This is a genomic window from Microcoleus sp. PH2017_28_MFU_U_A, assembly GCF_020738035.1.
Lineage (GTDB): Bacteria > Cyanobacteriota > Cyanobacteriia > Cyanobacteriales > Microcoleaceae > Microcoleus.
Genome location: NZ_JAEQCX010000026.1, coordinates 144,992 through 164,271, shown reverse-complemented (window position 1 = coordinate 164,271; position 19,280 = coordinate 144,992). Strand labels below are relative to the sequence as shown.

The following is a 19,280-nucleotide window of genomic DNA, read 5'->3' as shown; positions in this document are numbered from 1 at the left end:
CCCCCTTAAAAAAGGGGAGTAGGGGGTGGGACAGGAGTATTCTCAAAGTCCCCCTTCTTAAGGGGGATTTAGGGGGATCTAGACTAAGTTAGAAGCGAGATTTTTCAGGGATTTTAGTCTTAATAAGCTAAACTGAGGGATAATAAAAACTCCCTATGACCGCGGCTCCTCCTAGTTTGATGTGAAACCCTATGTCTACTGTCACTTTTGGTTTATTAACCCCCTCCGCGGCAGAGGCCGGGGCATCCTACGGTAGCAGCCAACCGCCGCAACGCCCCACCACATCGGCACAGTGGATCGAGGTGTTGGTGGACTCTCCTTTCAGGGGCGCGGGGGACTCGCCGGGGGAGGAAAACAAGTTATTTACCTATCGCTTACCTGCGGAATTGAACGTGCAGCCGGGGGATATTTTGAGTGTACCCTTTGGCAGCCAACAGGTAGGGGCGATCGCAATTCGGTTCGTTTCTCAACTGCCGGCAGACTTAGATCCGGGGCGGGTGAAAGATGTCGAAGATGTTGTCAGTACGGGCTTTTTTCCGCCTACTTACTGGCAATTGCTCGAACGAGTATCTGCTTATTATTGTACAACATTAATTCAAGTAATTAGAGCTTCGCTGCCACCCGGTTTGTTAAGCCGTTCAGTGCGCCGGATTAGGTTAATTAAAGATGCTGTTTCTCCAAATGCCGAAACATTTTTGAATCCCGCCGCCAGTCAAATTTTGCAATTGCTGCAAGCTCAAAAAAAGGGCGATTACACTTGGCAATACCTTCAGCGCCAAGTCAAGGGAAGTTATCGGGGATTGAAAGATTTATTGCAACGCGGTTGGGTAGAAAGTTATTTAGAACCGCCCAATCCTCCGAAACCACAACTCAAACCGGCAGTGATATTAATCCCCAGCGCCTTTGTCACGGATTTAACTAAGCGCCAACAAGAAGTATTGGAAGTTTTGCGGCGCGGCGGCGGTGAAATGTGGATGAATGATTTGCTGAGAATTTGCAGCGCGGGTGCTTCGGTTGTCAAAAATTTGGAACAGAAAGGTAGCGTTGTCATCGATCAAAGGGAAGTTCTCAGGGGCGATCGCGGAATTGCTCAATTACCCGATGCACCGAAAAAGTTAACTCGTTTTCAAGCTGACGCTTTAGGGTTTATTAACAGTTTTTCGGGATTCCGTCAAGTGCTGTTGCACGGCGTTACCGGTTCTGGTAAGACTGAAGTGTATTTGCAGGCGATCGCCCCAATCCTCGCCAGTGGCAAATCCGCCCTCGTGCTCGTCCCGGAAATCGGGTTGACACCGCAACTGACAGACAGATTCCGCGCCCGTTTCGGCGAGCAAATTTGCGTGTACCACAGCGGGCTATCCGACGGCGAACGTTACGATACATGGCGTCAGATGCTCACAGGAACGCCACAAATTGTCATCGGCACGCGATCGGCCATTTTCGCACCATTACCGCACCTCGGCTTAATTATCCTCGACGAAGAACACGACAGCAGCTTCAAACAAGACCAACCAGCGCCCTGCTACCACGCCCGCACCGTCGCAAAATGGCGCGCCGAATTAGAAAATTGTCCGTTAATTTTAGGTTCCGCAACGCCAGCTTTAGAGACATTAGTAGGGACGCGCTGCGATGATTACTCCTTGCCAACTATCCATTATTTATCATTACCAACGCGCGTTTATTCCCGTCCGATGCCGCCCGTGGAAGTAGTCGATATGCGCCAAGAATTGCGGCAAGGGAACCGCTCAATTTTCAGCACTTCCCTGCAAAATGCCCTGGAACAATTGCAAGCAAGACAACAACAAGGTATCCTATTTATTCACCGCAGAGGACACAGCACGTTTGTGTCTTGTCGGAGTTGCGGCTATGTGATGGAATGCCCGAATTGCGATGTTTCTCTATCTTATCACCACATCGGCGAAGGCACAGCAGAAATCCTGCGCTGTCACTACTGCAACCACACGGAAAGACACCCTCAAAATTGTCCTGAATGCAGTTCTCCTTACTTCAAAAATTTTGGTAGCGGCACTCAGCGAGTGGAACAGGAATTAACGAGATTGTTTCCAGATTTGCGAACAATTCGGTTTGATAGCGATACGACTAGAAATAAGGGCGATCACCGTCGATTGTTAACTCAATTTGCGAATGGGGAAGCTGATATTTTGTTGGGTACGCAAATGCTGACGAAGGGTTTAGATTTAGCTGGAGTAACGTTGGTGGGAGTTGTGTCTGCTGATGGATTGCTGAATTTATCGGATTATCGCGCTAGCGAACGAGCTTTTCAAACATTAACTCAAGTTGCGGGTCGTGCGGGGAGAGGTGACGATCCGGGGCGGGTAATTATTCAAACTTATACTCCCGAACATCGAGTGGTTCAAGCTGTGAAGCGGCATGAATATACAAGTTTTGTGGAGACGGAATTAGCAGAAAGGGCGGCGCTGAATTATCCACCTTCGGGGCGGTTGATTTTGTTGCGGTTGAGTAGTGTGGATGCGGCAGAAGTTGCGGTGACTGCGGTACAATTGGCGTCTGTTTGTCAGGATTACATTCAGCGATTGTCTGCACCGGGCTGCGAGATGTTGGGGCCTGCACCGGCGGCGATTATGCGGGTAGCGAACCGCTATCGGTGGCAGATTTTGCTGAAGTTGCCTTTGGATGAGTCGCTGGATTTGTCGGATTTGATCGGGTTGCGCGATTCCCTTCGGGATAGCTTCGCTTCACGCGCGCCGCGTTCTGTTAGTCTAACTATTGATGTCGATCCGTTGAATTTTGGTTGATTGGGGATGGAAAAGCGAGAATCCCCAATAAGACGGCGGTTGAAACCGCGTCTACACAAACAATGTCCACCTCCGTGGACTGAAGAAAACAACGTAATTTAAACGGCCGGGTCTTCAACCCGCGGAGGCGGGTTTTGTCTGTATAGACGCGGTTTCAACCGCCCGGTCTTCTTTCAGAAAAAGACTTGGTTGATATTTTTTCTACTGAGTCTTTGGTGGCTGAGGTTTTGAATGGTAACAGGGAACTGACGGTGAGTCAAATTCAGAAATTAGCTGAGTTATTTCATTTATCGCCTGGGGCATTTAAGATGAATTAGAATCGTAGGGTGCGTCAGCTTCGACGATTGTCTAAATAATCGACAATCTCCAAACTGACGCACCTGATACCTATTTCGCCCGGTGCGTCGCCATGAGATTGTCGATATTGAGTTAGAGATTTTTAATTTCGACGCATCCTACAACTACTAAAATTGGTTTGTAGTGACTACTTCTATTCTGTTAAATCGACTTGTCGAATCTCTTCTAACGTCATATCCAAACATTGCGCGATTTGCTCATCGCTCAATCCTATTGCTTGGAAGCGAGCAATCGCCTCAATTTTCGCCCGCTGCTTTCCCCGCAAAAACTCAGGCGACTCTTCCTGTGATGTGCAGATATTTAAAGAGCCAATTACATGACCGCGAGCGACATGATTTCCACTAATGACGCCGCCTGTAACATTGCTAATCATCGACTTGCGAATCAGTGCCGATCGCAAATTTAATTTATTAACATCTTCTCCAAAAATATCAGAGAACAACTCCCATAGCTCGTACCCCACATCTTTAGCATAACCCTCAGTACAGTTCAGCCCTTGGGCAATATCGCCGTACTTTTGCCGCTTCAAAACGCCCTCAATCACACCAACTTGCATATCATCTAAATGCTTGCCAGTTTTCGCAAAGACAACTTCATCCGCAAAAGCCAGTGCTTCCTTAACGTTCACCCGCGCCTCCTCCCAATATCCGAGCGATCGAACTAAAACCGTCTAGATCCGACTATTTTCGCCTTGAATACAAAAACGATTAAAGCTTTATCAAAACTTTTTATATTATACGACTTTATCCGACCTTTTTCGACTATACAAATTAATTGGCAAACTGTAGCATTGTGAATATCAAATCATCGCTCAAAGAAACTAACTTATGACGGCTACCCAACTCGCTCTCGACAAAAAAGCAAATCCTTTGATGATGCACCTGAGCATCTCGCCCAAGTACAGCATTTCCCAAGAGCAATCTAGCTACGATCCCAGCACGCAGACTTCTAACATCACCTCCATGAGCGGCTCCTGGTGTACTCGCAATGCCTCTACTCCACATTGGTTGAATCCTAGTGACGCCGATCAGAAAGAGGACGACTAAAAATTATTGTAGCCAACAAACTTTTTCGATCGCCCTTTCTTTTCTTGAAAGACCTGTCTTAATTTTTGCATGATAGGTCTTTCACTGTCAACATTATTTCAATTGGTTTGGTTGTGATACCAACTACTCAAAATAATGCAATCGCATACAAGCTCGAAACCCATACATAATCCATCATTTCCAATCTAAAATCTAAAATATAAAATAGTATGACTGACCTTTTAATCGTGACTTCCGAGACAGACATTCATGCAGATGTCGTTATCAACGAATTGCAAAACTCAAATATTCGAGCAATTCGATTGAATTCAGAAAGTTTTATTAAAACAAGCAAATATGCTTACTCGTGGCAAGCTTCTGGCAATCCCAGTCAAAGTTTTTTGTCTTTTGAAGACTCCTTGAAAGAAGTTCAAGATATTGGCGTGATTTGGTGGCGCAAACCAGAAGACTATCAAGTGTTTCCAGAAGTTGATGATGATTGGGCAATCAAGTATTGTCAACAGGAAACAGAATCTTTAATTTATTCCCTGTCGGGACTATATCCCAAAGCCAGATGGGTCAATCACTACTATAAAATTAGATTGCCATCCCATCGAATCAACCAAATCCCAATTGCTCACAAACTAGGAATTACTATCCCTCCAACACTCGTCACCAATTCCTACGAAGCGGCTTGCAACTTTGTAACACAACAGGGAAAGTGCATTGTCAAACCGATGTGCTATTCTGGATTCTTACATGATGAAAAACAGTATTCGTGTTATACTCGCCCCATTGATGTAGAAACACTTGAAACATTTCGAGAGAGCATTCGATTAGCACCTGTTTTTATTCAAAAACGCATTCAAAAGAAAGCAGAATATCGCGTTACATTAATCGGCAAGCAAAGTTTTGTTTGCCGCATTGATGCCGAACATACCAACGATGCAGACGTGACCTTAGATTGGCGCGTCGCCGAACCGGATAAACTCGTTCACGTTCCCGACAAGCTACCAATTGATTACCTCAACAAACTCCATCAAATGCTTGACGAGTTTGGCTTAAATTTTGGTGCATTCGACATCATTCGCGACGATGATGATACGCTCTATTTTATCGAACTCAATCCCAATGGACAATGGTATTGGATCGAAATTCTCACTAAAATGCCAATGGTTCGCGCAATGGTTGAACTCATCGAAGATTTAGCGCTTCAATATCAACAGGATTGCTAAATTCTCTCAGGAATTACACATTCTATAGAGATTGCTTCGTTCCTAGCAATGACAAAGAATCAGCGCTGAGATTGCTTCGTTCCTCGCTGCGGACAAGGAATCAGTGCTGAGATTGCTTCGTTACAAGGAATCAGCGCTGGGATTGCTTCGTTCCTCGCTCCGGACAAGGAATCAACGAACTACAGCGACAATATTTGAGTAAACAAACTTAACTAAGAACATTGTAGCTAGGATTATCTAATACTAAATCCGGGCTTTTACCCCCTTGATGATGGTGGTGGTGCGTCGCTCGTTGAATCTTGGCAAATATCGAGAATTATTCGTGGCGACACACCCTACTTTCTACTAAAATAGGTTCGTAGTGAGGACTTTAGTCCGGAAGAAAAGAAAGGACTGAAGTCCTTACTACAAACCTATTTTGGTTCGTAGTGAGGACTTTAGTCCGGAAGAAAAGAAAGGACTGAAGTCCTTACTACAAACCTATTTTGGTTCGTAGTGAGGACTTTAGTCCGCAAGCAAAGAAAGGACTGAAGTCCTTACTACGAACCTATCGATCGCATCAATCAACTACGGCAAATCGGTTTCACCCATCAAATAAAGGTCGCACTCCCGGGCCACGCCGCGCCCTTCATTAATCGCCCAAACCACCAAACTTTGTCCCCGGCGACAGTCCCCAGCCGCAAAAACTCCCGGAATACTGGTTGTATACTTTTCGTGCTCGGCTTTCACATTGCTGCGGGCGTCGCGTTCCAATCCCAGCGCATCCAACAGCGGCTGTTCCGGGCCCAGGAAGCCCATCGCTAGCAACACAACCTGCGCCGGCAACACTTTTTCAGTACCGGGAATTTGCTTGGGAATAAACTGCCCTTTCTCGTTTTTCGCCCACTCCACCTCAACAGTGTGCACGGCTTTGACGTTGCCGTTTTCGTCGCCCTCGAACTTCGTGGCGGTGGTGAGATAGCCGCGCGGGTCATCGCCGAATTTGGCTGCGGCTTCTTCTTGGCCGTAATCCAAGCGGTAGACTTTCGGCCATTCGGGCCAGGGATTGTTGGCTGCCCGTTCCGAGGGCGGTTTGGGCAGGATTTCTAGCTGTACCAGGCTTTTGCAGCCGTGGCGGATGGAGGTGCCCACGCAGTCGGTGCCGGTGTCGCCACCGCCGATAATCACCACATCTTTGCCTTCGGCGGAGATGAAGTTATCGTTGGTGCTCTTGTCTAATACTGCTTTGGTGTTGGCTGTCAAAAAGTCCATCGCGAAGTGGATGCCTTTTAATTCCCGCCCTTCGATGCCTAAGTCGCGGGGTTTGGTGGCGCCGGTACAGATTACAACTGAGTCGTATTCTTTTAGCAGTTGTTCGGCTGGTAAGTCTTTCCCGACTTCGGTGTTGCAGACAAATGTTACGCCTTCGTCTTCGAGGACTTTGAGGCGGCGCATCACGACTTGTTCTTTGTCCAATTTCATGTTGGGGATGCCGTACATTAACAGGCCTCCCGGTCGATCGGCTCTTTCGTATACAGTTACCAAATGACCGGCTTTGTTCAATTGCGCCGCAGCCGACAAACCAGCGGGCCCGGAACCGATAACAGCGATTTTTTTGCCGGTGCGTTTAGCTGGTGGTTCGGCGGTAATCCAGCCTTCATCCCAGCCTTTATCGATAATCGACGCTTCGATATTTTTAATCGTGACAGGCGGGTTGTTGATGCCGAGCACGCAAGCGCCTTCGCAGGGTGCGGGACAGACTCTGCCGGTGAATTCGGGGAAGTTGTTGGTTTTGTGCAGTCTGTCTAGGGCATCTTTCCACAATCCCCGATATACTAAGTCGTTCCATTCGGGGATGAGGTTGTTAATCGGGCAGCCGCTTGCCATGCCGCTGATGATGCTGCCCGTGTGGCAAAATGGGATGCCGCAGTCCATGCAGCGCGCGCCTTGGCTGCGGAGTTTGTCTTCCTCCATCGGTAGGTGAAATTCGTCCCAGTTGTGGATTCGATCGACTGGTGAGAGTTCGGAGGGCAATTCGCGCAAGAATTCGATAAAGCCTGTTGGTTTTCCCATAGTGCTGTTTTTGTTAGAATTTACTATTCTGATAATTTGTCAAAGCTGAGGCCTGTAGGCTTCTGAAATAACTATTGTGATATAAATTGCGGGCGATCGCACCTCAGATAGATCAATTCGTACCTTACATCTTCTATATTGCCCTAGCTACACATCATCTCGCCCAAAAACGCTGTTTGTTCTTTAGTCTGCTTGGCCTAGACGAGAGTTTGACTCTGACGTGGTTTCAAGCGTCGAGTCCGATTTTTTGGATATATGGCACTATTCTCAACAACAGGCGTTTTGCCTGTTCCACAAAGAATTAATTTGATTGTGGGCTGTCCCGCCCGCTTTTCAATAACTTATTGAGAATAGTGCCATATCTCAAATATTGCTGATACTCCCACATCTGGCAACTTTTCAGCGCAGTCCCATCGTGCTGCTCTCTAAATACTATAATACCAGTAGTTTTTATAATAAAAGTGGTTCTTAAGGAGGACTAAAGTCCTCAGGAAGAAGGACTAAAGTCCTGACTACGAACCTTTTTTGTGACGGGTGATTTACTAGAGATGGTATCAATGCTTTGTGCAATCAATTGGGGATAACAAAACTGCGCGAACTTACGGCGGCTGCAAAAATAAAAAAAATTACTCCCATCCCCAATAACCCAACAGCTAAACTGAAGAGAAATATCAACCCATCTGACGGTTCGTAGGTATTCTCATCAATTTGGCGGCGCACAATAAAGTATTTTCTAGTTGAGATTAACACGGTTGCTAAACCCACCAGAGAGAAGACTAAACCCAACTTCCAACCCGTGCCGTGACGGTGCTGTATGGGGATTTGCACGACGCGAAACCGCACGATCAGGACGCCAAAACCCATGAGGGCGATCGCACTTCGCATCCACGAGAGAAAGGTTCGTTCGTTTGCAGAGCGATCGATCGCCTTTGACAGATTTTCCTGCTTGAGTTTTTCCTCGTCTACTGTCATCGGCTTGAAGGAAATATCTGGGGCGATCGAACTTTTAGATATAGCGGATCTAGCGAAAGATGAGGTACGTTGTTGGGCTTTAGCCCTCTTAGTCTAAGCGGTTATACGATCTGCCAGTTATACCTCATCTTTTTGAGAAAGGCTATATATTTTTAGATATATTTAGGAAACACTCGGATTATTCGGGACTCATGAAACTAGCTGCGGTACCGGGAACTGAGAAGATAAAATAAATTACTCCCATGCCCAAAAGTACGATCGCCAAACTAAACAGCAGTACCCACCTGTCCGTAGGTTCGTAAGTATCGTAATCGATATCGTGACGCACAGCAAAGTAGTGCTGAGTGGAAATTAACACTGTCAGCAAACCCACCACAGAAAACAGCAAACCCAACTTCCAGCCATTACCCGGAGTCGGCAAAAGAGGCGGGTGGAAGGCTCGCAGGCGGACGATGACGACGCCAAAACCCATCAGGGCGATCGCTGTTCGCATCCACGCTAAATAAGTGCGCTCGTTTGCTAAATGATCGCGCACCCGCGAGGGATTGTGTCGCTTGGTTTTTTGCGTATCTGCTTTTGGCGATTTAAATGGTAACAGCATAGATCGAACTCTTAATTTTGGCTGGAAACCTGGAGGAATATTTATTTTTTTAGCTTCTTTTCTGGTTGTATCGGAATGATTTAACCACAGAGAACACAGAGGGCACAGAGAAGGAAGATAGAGATGAATACAGAACGATGGAATCGGATTTGATATCAGGGGGAACTTGTATGCGCTAAAGCAGAGATTTTATGTTATCATTTTAAGTCAGTTTATCTCAGCTTAAACCATAAAATTTTATTAAAATTATCATAAATATTTATTACCCAAAACTCGTACATTATCTGTCTTGATAGAAAGAAAATTACAAAGGTTTTATTGATATTTATCGAGACAGAAAGAGTGGCAGTAGCCGATAAGTAAGCTGTACTGAATTTAAATTGTATATTGCGATGACCATCAAAAATTCTCTCCTCCTTTCTTTACCCTCCGAGCGAAGCAGTTATAGTCCTCTCCCTCTCGAACAGCATACACAATCTAGATGCAGTACAGCTTATTTCCCCTCTACTAGCAACTCCTCAAAATCGGCGGCCGGCACGGGAGGGCTGAACAAATATCCTTGCATAGCATCGCACTCGTAGCGCCAGAGAAAATCTCTTTCTGCTTCTGTTTCAACTCCTTCGGCAACTACTTCAAGACAGAGACTGTGCGCCATTTCAATAATCGCTTTCACAATCGCTGCATTTGTGCAACCATCGGTAATGTTGCTGATAAAACAGCGGTCAATTTTTAAAACATCGAAGGGATATTGTGTCAGATAGCTTAAGGAAGAATAGCCTGTGCCGAAATCGTCAATAGATATAGAAACTCCTAAATCTTTCAATTGTTGCAAAGTAGCGATCGCACTTTCGGCATCCTTCACCATCATACTTTCGGTGAGTTCTAATTCCAAACTGCTCGGTGCTAAACCAATTTCTGCTAAAATTTCGGCAACTCTGCTGCTGAGATTCGCCTGGTTAAATTGGCGCGGCGACAGATTTACCGCTACTTGCTGCAAGGAAAAACCAGCGTTTTGCCAAAGTTGCATTTGCCTGCAAGCTGTTTGCAAAACCCACTCGCCTAATTGTACGATGAAACCAGTTGCTTCAGCATCTGGAATAAATTCGGCGGGCGAAATCAGCCCTTTTTCTGGATGCAGCCAGCGCACTAAGGCTTCGGCGCTCATAATTTGACCCGTCTGAACATCGATCTGCGGCTGATAGTAAACTTGGAATTCTTCTCGATCGAGGGCGCCGCACAGATTTGTTTTTATCTGCTCTAATTTATCTGCGGCTTCTTGCAGCAATTCGTTGCTTTCCGATCGCAAATTACTCTGCTGTTTGGCCAAAGCTGCTTGTTTTTTCAAGCGGCTCGATACGGCGCCCACAAGTTCAGCTTTAGTAAAAGGCTTAGTCAGGTAATCATCAGCTCCCAATTCCATGCCTTGGCGCATTTCAGAGCGCTCGGCTTTACCAGTCAGAAACACAAAAGGTACTGTAGCAGTAACAGGATGCGATCGCAATGCCGCCAGCACCCCATAGCCGTCAAGTTGCGGCATCATTACATCGCAAAGAATCACGTCAGGAAGATTTGACACCGCCGCATTTAAGCCGATCGCTCCATTTTCTGCACCCGTCACGTCGAAACCTTCAGCTTTGAGGAGTTTGAGAATATTCTCGCGAATTACTCTATCGTCCTCAATCACTAGAATCTTGTTCATATGTCATTCCCTGAAAGCGATATAATTGACCCTGTAGTTGAACCCGATCGGTGTGAGAATAGCTGAGAACGCACAGCTCGATCGACTTCACAGCGGAATATTTTCCGACAAAAATAGCAGACGCCCCTGAAAAACCCTCATTTTCCAAGGACAACTTGATTAATGTTTCTCTGCTTACTTAGCGCCGTCCGTATTATTACGAGGTTAGTTAATAAATCTCTAAACTTAATTTTAGGCGATCGACAGTTAGCAGCACCCTGAATAACTGCTAAACTGATTGTGCCACTAGAGCGATCGTCTGCAAACAATCTCAACCTATTTATAACAGTTGCCAAAAACAATGCAACTGCCCGCAAGTTTAAAACCCTTGCGGAGTAAGTCTTTCCTCATTGTTTAGTGTAAAACCTCAAATCAAACATCAAAAATGGTATTACCAAGTGGATTTCCTGAACCCGCAAATATTGGCGTCATAGAAGTTAAGCAATATCCTCAGTACCGCGCTGTCACCTACACCCACGCGGGCGATTTGCGACAAGCGACAGGAATCGCATTCAATCCTTTGTTTCAACACATCAGCAACAACCAAATTGCGATGACAACGCCAGTAGAAGCGCGCTACACTGCAACTTCCGAGCAAATCGATGCAATTCCTGTTGCAGAAGTTTCATTCCTGTATCCCGCACCAAATATCGCCCCCAGCAGCGTTAACCCTGCTGTGGAAGTCACGGATACTTCACCGATGACAGTTGTCAGTATCGGCGTGCGCGGCGCCTACACTTGGGAAAGCTACGAAAATAACCTCTCCCAACTCAAAGATTGGCTTCAACAACATCCCGAATACGAAATAGCCGGGCCGCCGCGCCGCTTTTTTTACAATTCGCCCATGACGCCGGAAGCCACTAAAATCAGTGAAGTACAAATTCCTATCGAACGTTCTAATAAATAAAGTCAGCAGTCAGCAGTCGGTAGTTATTTGTTATTTGTTATTTGTTATTTGTAAGGGGATACCAATCACAAATGAGTAGCAACCAATTACCAATTACCAGTTACCGATGCCCCATGCCCCATGCCCCATGCCCCATGCCCATCCTGTCAACTGCCGCTGATGTGAACCACGAGTTCGCGAATGTGGCCCCGCTGGCGGTGTTCCCAGAGGTAAATTCCCTGCCAAGTTCCTAACAATAATCTACCGCGTGCGATCGGGATTTGTTCAGAAGTATGAGTCAGTACAGTGCGAATGTGCGCCGGCATATCGTCTGGGCCTTCCGCATCGTGAATGTAACTTGCGCCCTCCGGTACCAGTTTCGCCAAAAAATTAGCCAAATCCGTCAGTACATCCGGATCAGCATTTTCTTGAATCACCAAGCTAGCAGAAGTGTGGCGCAAAAACAAGCTACAAAGTCCTGTTTTAATACCTGAATTTGCTACCACATCTTCTATCTTAAGACTGATATTGTACAGAGACTTGCCTGTAGTTTTAATTTTGAGTATTTCTTGGTGATGAAGCATTCGATTTTAGATTTTAGATTTTAGATTTTTTGCATCAATCTTTAATTGATATGTCAACCGCAGATGTCAGGCAGATTAACACAGATAAACGCAGATAATTTCAAGATAGCAAAGCTTGGGAATGCAATTGTTCGTCTATTGTTGGTGTAGACGAGATTTCAATCGCCGTCATCCTAATCCTCATCTTTAAAATAGTCTACAACAGCTTGGGCGATCGCCTCCGTACCGTGCTTATCCAACTTATCCGACAAACGGGGCGGGTGCAGCGGCTTGTGCAAAAACCCCCAATCCCCCTCAAAAAACTCCGCCGCAGTCACAACTTGGTGTTCCGCATACTTTTCCAGCCACTCCAACAAGACAGCAGCTTCGGCAAAACCATCTCTCATGATAGAAACAACAGGTATTTCCAAGCGCAAAGCTTCCGAAAAAGTGCTGTATCCCGGTTTAGAAACCATGCGGCCGCAGACAGGCATCATATCGACCGGGCGCGGTAAAATTGGGAAAGATTGTGCAAACTGCTGATGTTTGACTCTAATCAAATTCGGCAAATCGGGAGCTCCCGCATCAAAAGTGATAAATTGCCAATCGCTAAATTGCTGTAAATTGTGATAAGGAATTGCCTCTAAACCCAGTCCGCCAAAAGTCAGCAACACAGTTTTTTCCGGCGGTGATTCAATTCCAAATACTTCCCGAATTTTATCATTACTGTAGCGAGGATTGCCGCCAGTCAAGCCGACATCTTCAATATTAGGAAAAGCTGGCATCGGTTCGTGTAAAGGAAGACGAAAAAGCCGATCGCACTTTCCGAAGCATTCACCAATCCAATCCGCCATTTCGTCAAATTCTCCGCCCCAATCTCGATAGATAAAGTCCCACCCAAAATTGCTCATCATCCAGCAAGGAACCCCAGCCGCTGCGGCCATTCGCGTTGCTAAAGGAGGAATATCTGCCAGCACCAAACCCACGCGATTTTGCTTAAGAAAATTCACTTCGCCTGCAATTAGTGAATTTTGCTTTTCCCGAATTTCCCGCAATTTTTCGAGAGTCGCCTCTTGATCCATATGCAAACTATCAGCCTGCACGACTCCGACATCAAAAGCGCGGGGACGGAGGATAAAATCGCCAGTAATATAAGATTCTAGCAGCCAGCGAGGTGCAGTTGTGGTGATAATTAGTAAGATATCTGGGTTTAATTCTTGGATTTTTGCAGCTACGGAGGAAACTCGGACGGCATGGCCGAATCCATGATTGGTGATGGCAATATATAATGTTGGTCGAGACATTGGTAATGGGTAATGGGGAATGGGGAATGGGGAATGGGGAATGGGGAATGGGGAATGGGGAATGGGGAATGGGGAATGGGGAATGGGGAATGGGGAATGGGGAATGGGGCATTGGCCCGCGCAGGGCATCGGGCATCGATCCGAAGAGAATTTGTAGCAACTAACTAATGACTAATAACGTTCGCGAGCGGGGACGCTCGCACTATGACTAATAACTAATAACTAATAACTAATGACTACTGCCAACTGCCAACTGCCAACTGCCAACTGCCAACTGACTACTGACTCATTACTCGATCGATAATTTCGCGTGCCATGTCTTGTAAGGATACCACTCGATCGGCAAAACCAGAATTAACCACACTTCCCGGCATCCCCCAGACAACGCTGCTAGCCTCATCTTGAACGATAATCTTACCCCCAGCCTCCCGGATATTCTGACAGCCCAGCAGCCCGTCTTGCCCCATTCCAGTCAACACCACACCCAAAACGCCAGCACCATAAATCTTAGCAGTCGATCGAAACAGCACATCAACCGCAGGGCGGCAAGAATTTTCTCGCGCCTCTTGATGCGTGCGAATACGCACCCCAAAACCCTGTTTTTCCAAAACCAGATGGTAATCACCGGGCGCTATCCAAGCAACTCCTGGCTCAACAATACTTCCCGTCACAGCTTCCTCCACTCTAATCTTGCACTTTTCGGTCAGGCGATCGGCTAAACGCTTCGTAAAAACCGGCGGCATATGCTGCACAATCACAATTGGTACAGGAAAATTAGCCGGCAAATCCTGCAAAATAGTTTCCAAAGCATTTGGCCCACCCGTCGAAACCCCAATCGCTACAATTTCGATTTTAGATTTAAAATTGACCGCTGAATTCGACGAAATCAAACCCGATATAATTGGCAATTCTGTGGTATTATTGTGACCTTTAGCTACTTGAATATTCCCCACTTTTGGCATCTTGCCACCATTGCAAAAAACCTTAATTTTCGGAATCAATTGCTCGCGGATGTGTTCTAGCGCCGCTTCCTTGCTCTTCATATTATGAGGCTTAGTCACGTAATCAGTAGCACCCAGCGCCAGAGCATTTAAAGTAGCAACAGCGCCCAACTCTGTGAGCGCGCTAAACATAATTACAGGAATATTTTTGTCAAGTTTTCGGATTGCCACTAGCGTCTCCAAACCATCCATTTCCGGCATTTCCACATCCAGCACAATCAAATCTGGATTCACCTGAGAAATCTTGGCTAAAGCAATTCTACCATTGGGTGCAGTCCCCACAACCTCCAGTGCTGCATCGCCGTCGAGTACGTTACTTAACAATCGGCGCACCACTACCGAATCATCAACAATTAAAACCTTGATCTGGGACATTTTCTATTAAACTCGAAATAACAGATCGAGCAGTAAGCGAGCTTGAAAAAACAGAATTAAATCGCCTTCTACGCCAAGATCGATAATTTTAAAATGAGACATAAATAGTAGAATTGTTGAGCGCATATTAAAATTCATAGCGCTAAATATTTCCTCCGCCGAACCTTCTATATAGTGGGGAACTACATAACCGAGATTGTATTTTAAGGTATTACTAAAAGTGCCGACAATACCGCTAATAGCTAAATTGCCAATTTCTCCCATGATGTCAGCCTTATCTTGCTTGAATTCCTCGCTGGTTACATCGCCGCCGCCGTTGAGAGCTAAAACAAGAGCATCAGCAGCCTCGCAGGAAAACAACATCTGAGCCGAACCTGATAAATTGCCGTTAAAATCAAGCTGCGCTACAGCTATTAGGTTTTTTCCCAAGGTTTCAATTAGGTTTTTTTGCAAAAATATCGGGGACAGCGCTTGAGATGAAGGCATTTCACATTCTACCTCACACGCAATCATTTCGCTCATCTGAGAAACTGCTGTGCCGATGGCTTTGTTGACAACATCCTGTAATTTTGTGTGTTTTCCGGTTTCGAGCTTGGCTAGGTTGAAATTCCGCAGTTGACTGTGAGAATTAATTGGATCGGCGTTATTTGGATAAGCCGCAGTTGCCACGGTGTGCCGCAATTCTAATTCATTGTTAGTTTTTTTGAGAGTTGCGAATATTCCTGCCAGCGACAAATACTGAATCATATTCCTTGCTAAGTCGTCGCTGAGAATTATCGTGGGTATTTGTAATAATTGCAAGAATTGGATAATTGCTAAATAATTGTGTTCTATGGCTGCAAAATTTAGGATGACAGCTTTGGGATGGTGGCACTCAGCAATATCTAAACAATTGTATAAATCTGTAGTTGCGGCAAATACATATTCGTCTGCTTTTAACGTTTCGCGCAATGTCTGATTTTCTGAATCCGAAAAGCCTCCAATCAGAATTAATGAAATTGGTTTTGAGTAGGTTTTCATTTTAGGGAATTGAGAATTGGGAATTGGGAATTGGGAATTGGGAATTGGGAATTGGGGATTGGGAATTAATTATTTAGGGAGCGCATTGCCCACCTTAACTCACCCATTACTCATTACTCATTACCCATTATCAATTCCCCATTATCTATTATCCAAATCAATACTTAAACTGATTGACAAGTCCTTGCAATTGAGCGGCCGTTTTCGATAATTCGATCGCAGAATTTTGAGTATTGCTAGCACTGGTGGCGGTACTTCCCGCTGCATCGGCGACGCTGGTAATATTGCGGGCAATTTCGGAGGAACCGATCGCAACTTGGTTGACATTGCGCGCAATTTCGGTAGTTGTAGCCGTTTGTTCCTCCACTGCACTGGCGATCGTCGTTTGGAAATCGCTGATTTGGTTGATAATAGAAGTAATTTGGCCGATCGCCTGTACGGAGCTTTTAGTATCAGCTTGAATAGCCTCCACCTTCTTGCTGATATCCTCAGTCGCCGCCGCCGTTTGTTTCGCCAACTCCTTCACCTCATTCGCCACCACCGCAAAACCCTTGCCCGCTTCTCCAGCCCGAGCCGCCTCGATTGTAGCATTCAGAGCCAGCAAATTAGTCTGTTGGGCGATCGAAGTAATCACCTTGACAACATTACCAATCTCTGCACTACTAACGCCGAGTTTAGTAATAGTTTGATTCGTAGTTTCCGCCATCCTCACCGCCGAATTAGCAACCGTCGCAGCTTCCGAAGCATTCTTAGCAATTTCCTTAATACTCACATTCATCTCCTCGATGCCGGTAGCCACCGATTGAGTATTGCTATTAACTAAATCCGCCGCCGCAGATACCATCCCTGCTTGAGCCGAAGTTTCTTCAGCCGCCGCCCCCATATTTTGACTTTCGCTAATCAATTCCTCCGAAGCACTGCTAACTGCGATCGCAACTTGAGAAATTTGCTGCACCTGAGCGTTCAAATTAGCCGCCATCAGATTAACATTATCCGTCAAATCTTTCCAAGTACCGCTGATATCAGGAACAGTCGCCTGCCCTCCCAACTGTCCTGCAACTACCTGTTTCGCCAGCCCCGTTACTTCATCTGCAAAAGTATTAAGCTGGTCAACCATAGTATTCAACGTATTTTTCAGTTCCAGAACTTCTCCTTGAACTTCCACAGTAATTTGCTTCGACAAATCTCCCTTAGCCACAGCAGTAGAAACTTCCGCAATACTCCGAACTTGCTCCGTAAGATTAGCCGCCATAATATTCACATTACCAGCCAAACTCAGCCAAGTACCCGACAAACCATCAACAGTTGCTTGACCTCCCAATTTGCCCTCAACGCCAACTTCTCTAGCAACTCGCGTAACTTCTAAAGCAAACTCATTAAGCTGAACAGTCATTTCATTAATCGTATTCTTCAGATCCAGAATTTCCCCTTCAGCTTCTACAGTAATTTTTTTAGACAAATCTCCCTGAGCTACCGCCGTAGTAACTTCCGCAATATTGCGTACTTGATTGGTAAGATTGCTCGCCATTAGATTAACATTTTGCGTTAAATCTTTCCAGACGCCAGCTACTCCGTGAACTTGTGCTTGACCCCCAAGTTTCCCCTCAGTTCCCACCTCTTTTGCTACCCGCGTCACCTCTTTGGCAAAATCGTTGAGACTGTCAACCATTTGATTTAGAGTATCTTTCAATTGCGAAATTTCCCCTGCGGCTTCAACGGTAATTTTTTCATTCAAATCGCCGACGCTAATTGCCGTTGCAACCTTAGTAATATTTCGTACTTGATGAGTCAGATTTGCCGCCATCAAGTTAACACTTGCCGTCAGTTCTTGCCAAATACCCGATAGCCCTTCTACCTCTGCTTGGGTTCCCAATTTGCCTTCGCTACCAACTTCGCGGGCGACGCGAGTTACTTCTAAAGCAAAACTATTTAATTGGTCTACCATTTTGTTGAGAGTAGTCCCAATACGGCGGAACAATCCTTTGATTGGTTTGCCTTCAAACTCTAAGCTAAATTTTTCGGACAAATCGCCTTTAGCTACAGCGTGCAGCACTCGCGCTATGTCTATTGTCGGCGCAACTAAGCTGTTTAGCGTTGCATTCACCGCGTCAATACTGCTAACCCAAGAACCTTTAAATTCTTTGATTTCTCTTGATTTTGGTACTTTGCCTTCTTCGGCAACTGCTTGGCTGACGCGCTCTATTTCGTCAGCAAATTTTTCATTGACACTCACCATTTCATTAAAGACTTTGGCAATTTCACCCAAGCCGTTGTCGGCGGGTAAACGAACGCTAAAGTCGCCATCTCTGACTGCTGCCAGAGCGATAATCAGTTGCTGTTGGTACTGGTTGCTGAAACTCTCTGCTGTTTCTGCAATTGTTGTCGCTACCAAATTGCTGGGTTCCGAGTCAATTTCGGAAGATTCTGAGGCTGTTGATTGATTTTGTGTATCCATGTTTTAGGTAGTTTTATACAATTTATCAGGGAGGGCGATTCCCTACGGGATAGCTTCGCACGCGCGTACTTTTACGTCACACATTCTCGGTACTGGCAGCTCGAAACCCGCTCTGTGCTTACCAGAAAGAATTGGTTGAAAGCCGTAACCCCGATCGGGAGAAATTAAAATCACACTATTCATTACTCCAATCCTCTTCCTTCTAGGTAGAGATCGCTCTCAAACTGTCAACTGTCAACTGTCAACTGTCAACTGTTGAAAGTCTGGGACACAAAACATCCGGTTTGCATGAGGAATATTTGCGGTATTTAAGATGCCGCGGCGATCGCCTTCAGCAGCATTTGAAACGAACCCACATCGAAAAACAGCAAAATGTCTCCTTGAATTTGCAGTTCTTCAATACTAAAGTGAGCTGGAGCCAACAGCACGCTCCCGGTATCGAGAGACTTTTCTTTTAACAGTAAATCCTCAATTTCTTCCTCTGCGTAATAGGGAACCTCATAGTCTAACGGTTGGTCTAGAACGTTGCCAATTGAACCCATGACACCGTTAATGATCATATTCCCCACCTCACTGAGGGTACTAATTTTGAGAGAATCAAGGTCAGGACTTCCCTTTTCTTCACCAGTGAGAACAGAAACTAAATTCACTGCACTTTCGGTAGGAAAAAGTAGCTGGGCGCTGCCGCTAAATGAGCCGTTAAAGCCTAGCTGCACCGTGGAAAGAGGCTCTATACCGAAGCGTTTTTTTAATTCGCTTCGCAGCTCATTGGCTGATACAAGGTCAATATCTGGAATCTGCAACTGGATGGGAAATTGAATCATTTCATTCAACATTCCAGCGGCACTTCCCACACCAATATTGATTAGCTCCTTCAAAGCATCTATTTCATCTGCTGTTAGCTCCACTCTGATATCTC

18 protein-coding genes are annotated in these 19,280 nt (G+C 45.7%); 6 read left to right on the top strand and 12 right to left on the bottom strand.

Annotated features, from left to right (window positions below):
• The first annotated feature begins 191 nt into the window (after nt 1-191).
• Entirely contained in the window at nt 192-2,777 is a 2,586-nt protein-coding gene (gene priA / locus JGK14_RS03165; RefSeq protein WP_325314756.1) for a primosomal protein N', read from the top strand.
• Nucleotides 2,778-2,962: 185 nt separating this feature from the next.
• A complete protein-coding gene (locus tag JGK14_RS03160; protein WP_293176642.1) occupies nt 2,963-3,094 on the top strand; it encodes a hypothetical protein in 132 nt (43 codons plus the stop codon).
• Nucleotides 3,095-3,267: 173 nt separating this feature from the next.
• On the opposite strand, the gene JGK14_RS03155 is transcribed toward JGK14_RS03160, so the two are convergent.
• Complete coding sequence (locus JGK14_RS03155; RefSeq protein ID WP_293176640.1) at nt 3,268-3,762, bottom strand: hypothetical protein; 495 nt, start codon at nt 3,760-3,762, stop codon at nt 3,268-3,270.
• Between the two features lie 199 nt (nt 3,763-3,961).
• Between JGK14_RS03155 and JGK14_RS03150 the strand changes: the two genes are divergently transcribed.
• Together JGK14_RS03150 and JGK14_RS03145 are read left to right on the top strand one after the other, a co-directional pair.
• A complete protein-coding gene (locus tag JGK14_RS03150; protein ID WP_293176638.1) occupies nt 3,962-4,180 on the top strand; it encodes a hypothetical protein in 219 nt (72 codons plus the stop codon).
• 209 nt (nt 4,181-4,389) lie between these two features.
• Complete coding sequence (locus tag JGK14_RS03145; protein WP_293274564.1) at nt 4,390-5,394, top strand: MvdC/MvdD family ATP grasp protein; 1,005 nt, start codon at nt 4,390-4,392, stop codon at nt 5,392-5,394.
• A 567-nt stretch (nt 5,395-5,961) separates the two neighbouring features.
• Here the strand turns inward: JGK14_RS03145 and gltD are convergent.
• From gltD to JGK14_RS03125, 4 genes are all read right to left on the bottom strand, one after another.
• Complete coding sequence (gene gltD / locus JGK14_RS03140; protein ID WP_293218022.1) at nt 5,962-7,446, bottom strand: glutamate synthase small subunit; 1,485 nt, start codon at nt 7,444-7,446, stop codon at nt 5,962-5,964.
• A 570-nt stretch (nt 7,447-8,016) separates the two neighbouring features.
• A complete protein-coding gene (locus JGK14_RS03135) occupies nt 8,017-8,418 on the bottom strand; it encodes a YidH family protein (RefSeq protein ID WP_293197753.1) in 402 nt (133 codons plus the stop codon).
• Nucleotides 8,419-8,596: 178 nt separating this feature from the next.
• Complete coding sequence (locus JGK14_RS03130) at nt 8,597-9,019, bottom strand: YidH family protein (RefSeq protein WP_293176630.1); 423 nt, start codon at nt 9,017-9,019, stop codon at nt 8,597-8,599.
• 493 nt (nt 9,020-9,512) lie between these two features.
• Nucleotides 9,513-10,718, bottom strand: a complete 1,206-nt coding sequence (locus JGK14_RS03125) for an EAL domain-containing response regulator (protein ID WP_293176628.1) — start codon at nt 10,716-10,718, stop codon at nt 9,513-9,515.
• Nucleotides 10,719-11,142: 424 nt separating this feature from the next.
• On the opposite strand from JGK14_RS03125, the gene JGK14_RS03120 reads away from it, so the two are divergent.
• Nucleotides 11,143-11,664: a heme-binding protein gene (locus tag JGK14_RS03120; protein WP_325314755.1), complete on the top strand. Its 522-nt coding sequence runs from the start codon at nt 11,143-11,145 to the stop codon at nt 11,662-11,664.
• A gap of 146 nt (nt 11,665-11,810) precedes the next feature.
• Here JGK14_RS03120 and JGK14_RS03115 read toward each other — a convergent pair whose 3' ends face one another.
• Nucleotides 11,811-12,227 carry a secondary thiamine-phosphate synthase enzyme YjbQ gene (locus JGK14_RS03115; RefSeq protein WP_293197760.1) on the bottom strand — a complete coding sequence of 139 codons (417 nt, stop codon included), beginning with the start codon at nt 12,225-12,227 and terminating at the stop codon, nt 11,811-11,813.
• 173 nt (nt 12,228-12,400) lie between these two features.
• Nucleotides 12,401-13,510 carry a glycosyl transferase gene (locus JGK14_RS03110; protein WP_293225153.1) on the bottom strand — a complete coding sequence of 370 codons (1,110 nt, stop codon included), beginning with the start codon at nt 13,508-13,510 and terminating at the stop codon, nt 12,401-12,403.
• Nucleotides 13,511-13,515: 5 nt separating this feature from the next.
• On the opposite strand from JGK14_RS03110, the gene JGK14_RS03105 reads away from it, so the two are divergent.
• Nucleotides 13,516-13,674 carry a hypothetical protein gene (locus tag JGK14_RS03105; RefSeq protein WP_293205150.1) on the top strand — a complete coding sequence of 53 codons (159 nt, stop codon included), beginning with the start codon at nt 13,516-13,518 and terminating at the stop codon, nt 13,672-13,674.
• Nucleotides 13,675-13,788: 114 nt separating this feature from the next.
• Here JGK14_RS03105 and JGK14_RS03100 read toward each other — a convergent pair whose 3' ends face one another.
• The 5 genes from JGK14_RS03100 to JGK14_RS03080 all read right to left on the bottom strand — a co-directional run bounded on the left by JGK14_RS03100 (nt 13,789) and on the right by JGK14_RS03080 (nt 19,269).
• The gene (locus JGK14_RS03100) at nt 13,789-14,886 is read right to left on the bottom strand and encodes a protein-glutamate methylesterase/protein-glutamine glutaminase (protein ID WP_293176620.1); all 1,098 of its coding nucleotides are present in this window, start codon (nt 14,884-14,886) and stop codon (nt 13,789-13,791) included.
• A 6-nt stretch (nt 14,887-14,892) separates the two neighbouring features.
• Complete coding sequence (locus JGK14_RS03095) at nt 14,893-15,906, bottom strand: hypothetical protein (RefSeq protein WP_325314754.1); 1,014 nt, start codon at nt 15,904-15,906, stop codon at nt 14,893-14,895.
• A gap of 157 nt (nt 15,907-16,063) precedes the next feature.
• Entirely contained in the window at nt 16,064-18,361 is a 2,298-nt protein-coding gene (locus JGK14_RS03090) for a methyl-accepting chemotaxis protein (RefSeq protein ID WP_293176616.1), read from the bottom strand.
• 42 nt (nt 18,362-18,403) lie between these two features.
• Nucleotides 18,404-18,544, bottom strand: a complete 141-nt coding sequence (locus tag JGK14_RS03085) for a hypothetical protein (RefSeq protein WP_325314753.1) — start codon at nt 18,542-18,544, stop codon at nt 18,404-18,406.
• A 125-nt stretch (nt 18,545-18,669) separates the two neighbouring features.
• A complete protein-coding gene (locus tag JGK14_RS03080; protein ID WP_293145984.1) occupies nt 18,670-19,269 on the bottom strand; it encodes a chemotaxis protein CheX in 600 nt (199 codons plus the stop codon).
• Between the last annotated feature and the right edge of the window lie 11 nt (nt 19,270-19,280).